Consider the following 8,303-nt stretch of genomic DNA (forward strand, 5'->3'; position numbering starts at 1 on the left):
CAAAAGGCGGAAATCTTCCGTTTCCGACTTTCCTGAGAGGAAAGCTGGAGCACAGAGAAGATTTCCGCCTTTGATGGTATTCAGGGATAACCGGGAATAAAAGCCCGTGCAAATTTCAAAAGGTTACCTTAATTGCAAAAGTAAGAATTCATTCCTGCAAAATGAAAAGAGAAGATTTTTTGAGACAAACCAAAGTGGTTACTTCCTCAAAAGATCTTCTCTTTTTCTTGGATCAAATTTTATAAGTTTTAAGTTTTCATCGTGTGTATCGTTTATTGTTCATTTCATGGATGATTTCTCTGCTGAATTGTCGGTTTGATTCTCACTTTGCTCAACTGCTGCTGTCTGCATCTCGATGGCCAACTGCAGTCCTTTTTGGACATAACAGTCGCTGAACTGACGCCTTACAATCCATGAATATCGAAAATGCGCAGGATCGCGAAGCTTCTTTTGTTGAAACTCAACATCTACTAAATAATCGGGAGCATATTTTCTGGCAAAATCTTCAAGCTGTTCCAGGATATCCCAGGCGGCCTGAAAGATCGGAGCCGATATTTCCACATCGTTTTGAATCCCAGATATTCTCGAGGTTTTCAAGTCAAAATGACTAGCGTTTTTAAAGTTCTGAGCTGCAAGGACCTGCATTTCATTGCTGAAATAGAAATCTTTTCTTGAAGCCATCCAGACAATGAACAGATGAATAAAACGTAAATCCTGCAGATTGACGCCACCTTCTGCCAATGGATTAAGATCAATCATGCGAAATTCAATGCGCTGAACTCCATTATTGCGTAAATTATCCAGTGAATACTTCCCTGGCGGTTTTAAACGAATTGGATAATAAAGTTCACTGGGTGCTTTAATCAGCCGGTTCTGACAATAATCCATAATGGAGCGGGTATAGGCTTCAATCGAAGAATAGTCAAATACTGGCGTAAAAAAATTCCAGTATCCAAATTCAGAATTCCTTAAAGAAGACATTCCTGTAAAGCAGGTTGAATTCTGCAGTCCTTTTTCATAATAGGAACCATCTAGTAATGGAGAAGCTGAACATATTGCATTAATGAGCCATCCATACATAGCAGCTGTTTTCGCCAGCTTCAGGTAAACTCCATCTACAAATTCCCGGTAATCAGAAGCATGACTATCCATAAAGGCGGACTGCAGCAATTCATTTGAAAAGGAGAAATTGTAATGGATTCCTGAAAAGGTCATTTTATATTTTCCATAGCGGCTTGCCAGATAGGATCGATAATTCTGGGCCTCTTCTGACTTACGGGTATATGCCGGCTGGATATCTTCTTCAGAAAGGATCAGCGAAGGTGAAGAAAATGGCCAGGTAATTTCATTGTTTTTCGCTAGTTTTTTTGCGATGTAGGAATCCGTTTCTACCAGTTCCTTATAGGTTTCTTCAATGCTTGGATGAGGATCAGTATTGATTTCAACCTGGTTTTCGCAAAAGTCCGTGACAATGGATTTTTCGGTAAAAGGATGTGGAGTATGAGCCATATGGGCCTGATGATCTAGTCGAAGCATCTCTTTTTCTAATCCAAAACCGCCATCCATCAAAAACGGTCTTTGCAAAGTTGATTCTGGATTTATCATAAATGTCTGAATCTTTCTATTCAGAAACAGGATCCGTTCTGAATCAGTAAATCTCTTCGATAAGGACTTCGCCTTTCATATTTCGGATCTGTCCCTGTCCTGCGACCGGCATTCCTAATTCATAGAGTTCATCATATTCTGAATAACCGCCATAAATTAACATCACTACATTCCAGGGACGATAATAAGCTAATACTTCTGTTCCTCCATTAGCCAATGGAGCTCCAAATACATTGATTTTTTTTGGAGGCATGAATCCTTTTTCATTGCTTGCATAATCGCTCAGCGATGTTTTTAATGGCAGCATTCTTTCGAGGGCATGCGCGGCCTCAGATTCATTGAGCGTACAGGTAACATCATTGCCGCGAGTATCGCTGATTTTTATTTTCATTTATGTTCCTTCTTTCTTCATCTTAATACGCCAATTAATTGTACATAATTAGTGAGTAATTCTCTATTTTTTTCAAACAATAAATTCAGTTGATATTGTTGACGACATTTTTTGGATGACCATCCAGAAAAGCCTGCAGATTATCCATCACAATATTAAAGCGTGCGATCATTGATTCTTCCGAATCAAAACCAATATGCGGAGTAAGAATCAGCTGATCCCGATTAAAGGAAAGCAGAGGATCATCTTTTGATAAAGGCGGTTCCTGATCAAAAACATCCAGAGCAGCACCCGCAATCTGCTTTTGATTCAGTGCATCAATTAAAGCGGCGCTGTCCACCACGGGTCCTCGGGCTGTATTGATCAGGAATGCATCCGGCTTCATCAATTCAAACTGTTCTTTGGAAATCAGATGTCTGGTTGATTCATTGAGGGGCACATGCAAAGAGACGATGTCTGATTCAGTAAGCAGCTGATCAAGTAATACAAATTGGTCAATATTTGGATCTTCTTTTGGATGACGGCAATAACCAAGAGTTTTTGCTCCCAGGGCTTTTGCATATTGAGCTGTTTTCGATCCAATATGCCCTGCTCCCACAATACCTACAGTCTTTCCATTGAGTAAACGGCCGCGAATTCCGGTTTTGGTTTTTGAATTACGGACCGCTGTCTGTAAAGGTTCGATTTTTCTGAATAAATCAATCATGGCGTATAATGCCAGTTCCGCCACCGCTTCAGTAGCATAGCCAGAAGCATTAGATACTGGAATATTTCTTTTACTGGCGGCCGCAACCGGAATATGATCCGTTCCAGTAAAAGCTACATCGATGAATTTTAAATTATTGGCTTTATCGATGGCTTCTTCATGCAAAGGCATGTTTCCAATAATCAGAATATCTGCATCTTTCAATGTGTCAATCTGCTCTTTCGCTTTTGACATTCCAGGCTTGTAGATCAATTCATGACCTTGTTTCTTTAAATTATTTTTTGCTTGTTCGATCTGTTCATTCGATACAGCAAGGTCTTCAATCAAGACTATTTTCATATTAAGCAGAGATCAAAAATTCAGATCAGAAACATGAATTTTTACCCCTTCCTCCTTTCTTGCAAATGACTTGTTAATAAAATGTAATCTTTTAATCCTAATGTGTATTCCATTTGTATGCTGACCGGTCAACCTATTCACGATCTATAATATCCACATTTGAAAAAAATATTCCGATCGTGCTCTGTGCATTCATTTACCTATTATTTTACTCGATGATTCGTCAAATGAATAAAGCAGTCTATTGCACCTGGTTATTCGATCAGACCATTGACGAAAAGAAGCAGACAGGCATCAATAAAAAGATCAGCCTGTCTGCTAAACAGAATATTCAACCTTAATTAAACAACAATGATAATTAATCCAAAAGCAAATGATTTGTTTTTACAGATTTCCTGTTTATGCTTGATCAATCATCTCTATCAGAGATAGAGTCTTTGGCCAGCTTTGCCTCAGCTTCTTTTCTTGAATGGATAATCGAATCTGATTCTTCTTTACATCGAGAGTCTGTTGGCATTCGGCCATTTTGCAGACACTCAACTTCTTTACGTGTCCAGCGTTCATTCCCCATTTTACACAGGTTGGACATTTTCGAATTTTTATCACGAACTGGGTAAGCTGGTGGAGAAACAACTGTTACATAAGGATCTACATTGCGAATAACAATCGCTCCAGCCCCGACTTTTGAATGATGACCCAAAGTTATATTTCCAATGATTTTACTTCCTGCACCAATTAAGACCTGATCTTCAACCGTAGGATGTCTTTTTCCACCAACTTTTCCAGTACCGCCCAAAGTAACCCCTTGATAAACCATGACATCATCGCCAATGATGCAGGTTTCACCAATAACTACTCCTACACCATGATCAATAAAAAAGCGATGCCCAATGGTTGCGCCAGGATGAATGTCAATCCCGGTTTTTCTTTGATTTTTTAATGATAGATAACGAGCGAGCGCAAAATGCTTTTTCTGATAGAGCTTATGTGTGAAGTACCAGGTATGAATGGCTTTAAAGCCTGGCATCCAGTAAACTTCCCATTTAGAATGAATGGATGGATCCTTCTCCATAAAACACTCAATCTGTTCCTTCATAAATGAAATGTAACTCAAGCAATCCACCCTTCCTGATTTTCTGAAAACATTTTCAAAATACTTATTTAAAATAGCACTCAATGAATGCATTGTCTAACATCAAACGACGAATCGTCTTCTTGTTTTTATAATAATCAACCAAGGAACTCCCGACACAGATTTTGATCTACTCAGTTCCAAAAAGACAACCATTGAATTTAAGAGGTTAAGAACCAGCAAATAGATCGTTTCGGTTTTAAATATCTGTTTTGGTTTTATAATTCGATCTCAAAGATGGTAAAAAAAATTCATAGACAGATTGATCACTGAATTGTTGGATTTTGAAGCTCTTGTTTCAAAATGCTGTAGAAATGGCTGTCAGTTAAACCTTTCATTCGATTTGCAAAATTATTTTTTCTTCTTAGCTTTAACCAATTAAAATTTCAGTAGATGAAAAGAGAAAATATCGGAGGAAAAATAATGAGTTATAAACTGATCACCTGTGATCTCGATGAAACCCTGTTATCAGCTGATTGAACTGTCTGCAAAAGAAACCGGGAAGCTATTGCCAAAGCTGCACAGAAAGGAGTCCGCTTTGTCTGTGCTACTGGACGTGGATTCAAGTCCATTGAGCCAACATTAAAGGAGCTGAACCAGTTTGATAAAGAAAACGAATTTGCTGTTTCATTTAATGGTGGAGCAATTATTGAAAGCAAGGATAATCGAATTCTTCGTTTTGAAGGTCTGGATTTCGATAAGGCACAGGAACTGTATTTTCGAGGACTAAAGTATGATGTTTGCATTCATGTCTATACACAGGATGAAGTTTATGTAAAGCGAATTCATGAAAGTGAACGAGCCTATAACGCTGGACGGATGCATTTCGTTGAATTTGATGAAGATAACCTGGATTTTCTGAGAGATCAGGCGATTGCAAAGGTTCTATTTGTAAATACGGATTATGATTACCTGAAAACAATAGAAAAAGACCTTGAAGAGATTACAGGTAATCTGGATGTCAGCTTTTCGAGCAATCGATACATCGAATTTAATCCTAAGGGAGTGAATAAAGGAAGCGGCCTTCTCTGGTTAGCTGATTATCTGAACATAAAACCGGAAGAAACCATTGCCATTGGAGATAACTTCAATGATTTAGCGATGATTAAAGCAGCCGGTTTAGGAGTTGGAGCTGCGAATACAATTGAACCCATGAAACCTGAATGCGACGTCATCACGAAAGCTTCCTGTGAACAGGGAGCTGTAGCTGAAGTCATTGAAAATTATATTCTGAGTGATCCGGCTTACGCATATAATTCAAATTCATGTGACGGACCTGTTAACAAATCCAAATAGAGTTCCCGAACCATAAATTTTCAAAGTAATCAATTGCAGACAGAAAACCGCAAAAAGGACTGCCAAGTCCGAGACGTCAGGCTTACCATGAAATGTAATATACAGTCTGTTGTTTTGTCTTTTGTTTACGCAAATAGTTTTGTTATAAATAATTTTTTTATGTTGGCTTTTCAATACATAAAAGAGGTGAGAACTATATGTCGTACTTTCTATATTTATTGGCTTTGATCCTTATCGTGATCTTTCTGTTCTATAATCAGCTGATTCCGCTTCAGTTTTTTATGAACATCTCTGAAAGTTCTGGATACACAGGACCAATTCCTTCTCTGCTTTTGCCATTACTGCTTGTTTTGATCTTCTATCTGGTCCTGTATTTTTTGATCAGACAAACAGATATCAAACAAAAATGGCAGTTAAGACTGATCTCTTACGTTCTGTTTGCTTTATTGCTGGCAGCTGCAGTTTTTGATGCTTTGGGCAACGTCCTTTTGTTTCCAGATATCACTTTAGCTGTAAGCTTGATGATGGGAATGATTTTTGCATTGTATCGAAAATAACCTCTTAGAAATTACCATTTGAAAATAATTTTTCAGGTATATAAATCAGGCTTATCCATAACACCTGCTTTCAGTTTAAAAGACGATGTCCAATGCATCGTCTTTTCTTCCATACTGTCTTATCATCATTATGGAATCAAATTTTTCCAATGATTGTAATTTCAAATTTCTGCTTCAATTCCTGTTTACATAATAAAAAGACAGAGCTCTGTTTTTAACGTCGCTCTGTCTTCTCTGGTCGGTACGTCAAATTCAATGTTAATGCGTCTGGCGCTAGGCGTAAACCAGGCCATCTGAATCTGACCGTAAGATCAGATCCCTTCCATCTTTAATCCCAAGGATTGTGACCATGGACCTTCTGAATGACGCGGTAAGGTCAAAAGTACCACCATTAAAAGCCCACATCATCAATAATCCGCGGTTGAGATATACCGCTAGCTTGTAAATATCTTTCGGGGCTGTCATGTTCTTAATCAGATGCTGTTTTTGAAGTTCTTCAATAATGCTTTCCATTTCGATCTGAAGAGAAGTGTTAAATCGATCGCTTTCTGCACTCTGCTTCAACAGGGTTACAATATAGCTCTTTAAAAGATCACAGCCGATATTCTCAGCCACTACGAGTGTTCCAGTCATTCCTGTCCAGAAGGCAGGCAACAGCTTATTCTGCTTTCTGAGTTCGATCATATTGGGGATTACGAGTTTTTCTCCCTGCTTGAAAATATCAGTCAGAATGCTTTCCTTAGAGACGACGTACTTATAAAAAGTTGGTTTAGTGATATTGCATGAGTTGCAAATATCCATCACTGAAACATCTTTAAAACCTTTCTTAGCGAAAAGTTCCGCTGCCGTATCTAGGATTAATTGTCTCTTCTCGTCGTAGGATTTAGCCATGAACGTCCTCCGGCATATCTGTATAGGCATGGCAAACCCCAATCATCAGACTCTCCAGATCGGAAAGCTCTGCTGCGTCATCTGTAGGATTGGTACAGATGGTATACGCATATCCCAGCAGGATAGCCATCAACTGTTCAAGAATTGTTTCAGGATCCTGTTCATTTTGGATCTGTCCATACTTTTTGCCCTTTTCGATATAGTCAATCATCGTATTCTTGAAATTTTCGTCATATCCAGTCAGTTGAGTCAACCCTTTTGTTTGAGAGATAATATGACTTTTAAATAAATCAACACCTAAAGAAAGATAGTGAGAAAAGCTATTTCGAAAAGTATCAATAATCAGTTGAAGATAATCATTCTCCTGCTCACTTGCCTTGTTTATCACCGGATGAAACTCTGGAATATCAAAATAATAGTTAGTCAGAATATCGTCTTTCGAACTGATATATCGGTAAAAAGTTGGCTTGGTAATCCCGACATTTCGGCAAATCTCGTTGACTGAAATGTTTTCATATCCTTTATCCATAAACAATTGAATTGAAGTGGAATAAATCTGATTCACAATTAAACGTTTATCAACTGCCATAATCATATACCCGATTAAATTATAACACACTTTTTTTGATAGGAAATAAAACGCTTTTCCAACGGTTAAATTATTCAGAAAAAAGGGGTTTTTCATTCATTTCGTTACTCACTTTCCACTTGAAATTTATCAAAATGGTAGGTATTTTAATTAACTCAGACTCTGAATTAAAGAATAACAAACCTAGGTCGGCTATTTTTATTTACTAAAGAATTAAATTTGTTAACGCAGGATTCCATTGTTCGAATGATAGAACAATTGATTCAAATCTTTTGCAAAAACACTTTTAACCGCGATCCATTTTACAAAATGTTTGGTTGACTGAAAACCCCTGATTTTCAAAAAAATCCTAATTCAGACAATTGTTAATATATGCCTAAATTAATAAGATTCAAATGACAGGAATAGTTCATTTTTTACAGATATAATGTAACCTTTTGAAATTTGCACGGGCTTAGATCCTCCGGTTCCAGTCGATATTCTGTATTCGACTAGAACTGGAGGATTTTATGCATAATTATCTGTTTTCCAAATCCCGTGAACTGAATCAGGAACAGTGGATGAACCTGGTTGATCAATATCAGGTGTCAGGTCTGACTCAGGCTGGCTTCTGCGTCCAAAACGGCCTGGCTTTATCCACCTTCCAGTACTGGCGCAGAAAAGCTGCCGCCGTATCGCCTGCTTCAGCGGCTCTTGAATTCGTAGAAATTGACAGGACGGTCTTCCTGGATTTGGAAGGATCAGACGAGAGTCCAAAGCCGGTGATTGAAATCACTGACAGCGACCGAACGATCCGT

8 protein-coding genes and 1 pseudogene are annotated in these 8,303 nt (G+C 38.1%); 3 read left to right on the forward strand and 6 right to left on the reverse strand.

What is annotated here, in order from left to right; all coding sequences use genetic code 11:
- Positions 1–279 precede the first annotated feature (279 nt).
- From BO222_RS07955 to epsC, 4 genes are all read right to left on the reverse strand, one after another.
- Entirely contained in the window at positions 280–1,605 is a 1,326-nt protein-coding gene (locus BO222_RS07955; protein WP_075819967.1) for a hypothetical protein, read from the reverse strand.
- Positions 1,606–1,648: 43 nt separating this feature from the next.
- Entirely contained in the window at positions 1,649–1,996 is a 348-nt protein-coding gene (locus BO222_RS07960) for a cyclophilin-like fold protein (RefSeq protein ID WP_075819969.1), read from the reverse strand.
- 85 nt (positions 1,997–2,081) lie between these two features.
- Positions 2,082–3,041 carry an NAD(P)-dependent oxidoreductase gene (locus BO222_RS07965; protein WP_075819971.1) on the reverse strand — a complete coding sequence of 320 codons (960 nt, stop codon included), beginning with the start codon at positions 3,039–3,041 and terminating at the stop codon, positions 2,082–2,084.
- A gap of 409 nt (positions 3,042–3,450) precedes the next feature.
- Positions 3,451–4,155: a serine O-acetyltransferase EpsC gene (gene epsC / locus BO222_RS07970; protein ID WP_083647741.1), complete on the reverse strand. Its 705-nt coding sequence runs from the start codon at positions 4,153–4,155 to the stop codon at positions 3,451–3,453.
- 513 nt (positions 4,156–4,668) lie between these two features.
- Between epsC and BO222_RS07975 the strand changes: the two are divergent.
- Both BO222_RS07975 and BO222_RS07980 read left to right on the forward strand, forming a co-directional pair.
- Positions 4,669–5,469: pseudogene (locus BO222_RS07975) on the forward strand (Cof-type HAD-IIB family hydrolase); the annotation flags it as partial.
- Between the two features lie 197 nt (positions 5,470–5,666).
- Positions 5,667–6,026, forward strand: coding sequence for a hypothetical protein (locus BO222_RS07980; RefSeq protein ID WP_075819973.1), 360 nt, complete (start codon positions 5,667–5,669; stop codon positions 6,024–6,026).
- A 273-nt stretch (positions 6,027–6,299) separates the two neighbouring features.
- Here BO222_RS07980 and BO222_RS07985 read toward each other — a convergent pair whose 3' ends face one another.
- On the reverse strand, positions 6,300–6,917 hold the full coding sequence (locus BO222_RS07985) for a TetR/AcrR family transcriptional regulator (RefSeq protein WP_075819975.1): 618 nt from the start codon (positions 6,915–6,917) through the stop codon (positions 6,300–6,302).
- On the reverse strand, positions 6,910–7,506 hold the full coding sequence (locus BO222_RS07990; RefSeq protein WP_158024578.1) for a TetR/AcrR family transcriptional regulator: 597 nt from the start codon (positions 7,504–7,506) through the stop codon (positions 6,910–6,912). Before BO222_RS07990 ends, BO222_RS07985 begins: the two co-directional genes overlap by 8 nt.
- Positions 7,507–8,015: 509 nt before the next feature.
- On the opposite strand from BO222_RS07990, the gene tnpA reads away from it, so the two are divergent.
- Positions 8,016–8,303 (forward strand): IS66 family insertion sequence element accessory protein TnpA (gene tnpA / locus BO222_RS07995; RefSeq protein ID WP_198931968.1); only part of this gene is annotated, 288 nt, incomplete at its 3' end.

Origin of the sequence: Ileibacterium valens (genome assembly GCF_001945525.1) — a bacterium.
Classification (GTDB): Bacteria; Bacillota_I; Bacilli_A; order Erysipelotrichales; family Erysipelotrichaceae; genus Ileibacterium; species Ileibacterium valens.

Bases quoted from the DNA above. Each gene is read 5' to 3' on its own strand.
- BO222_RS07955 (WP_075819967.1), bottom strand. From the start codon at position 1,605: ATGATAAATCCAGAATCAACTTTGCAAAGACCGTTTTTGATGGATGGC.
- BO222_RS07960 (WP_075819969.1), bottom strand. From the start codon at position 1,996: ATGAAAATAAAAATCAGCGATACTCGCGGCAATGATGTTACCTGTACG.
- BO222_RS07965 (WP_075819971.1), bottom strand. From the start codon at position 3,041: ATGAAAATAGTCTTGATTGAAGACCTTGCTGTATCGAATGAACAGATC.
- BO222_RS07980 (WP_075819973.1), top strand. From the start codon at position 5,667: ATGTCGTACTTTCTATATTTATTGGCTTTGATCCTTATCGTGATCTTT.
- BO222_RS07985 (WP_075819975.1), bottom strand. From the start codon at position 6,917: ATGGCTAAATCCTACGACGAGAAGAGACAATTAATCCTAGATACGGCA.
- BO222_RS07990 (WP_158024578.1), bottom strand. From the start codon at position 7,506: ATGGCAGTTGATAAACGTTTAATTGTGAATCAGATTTATTCCACTTCA.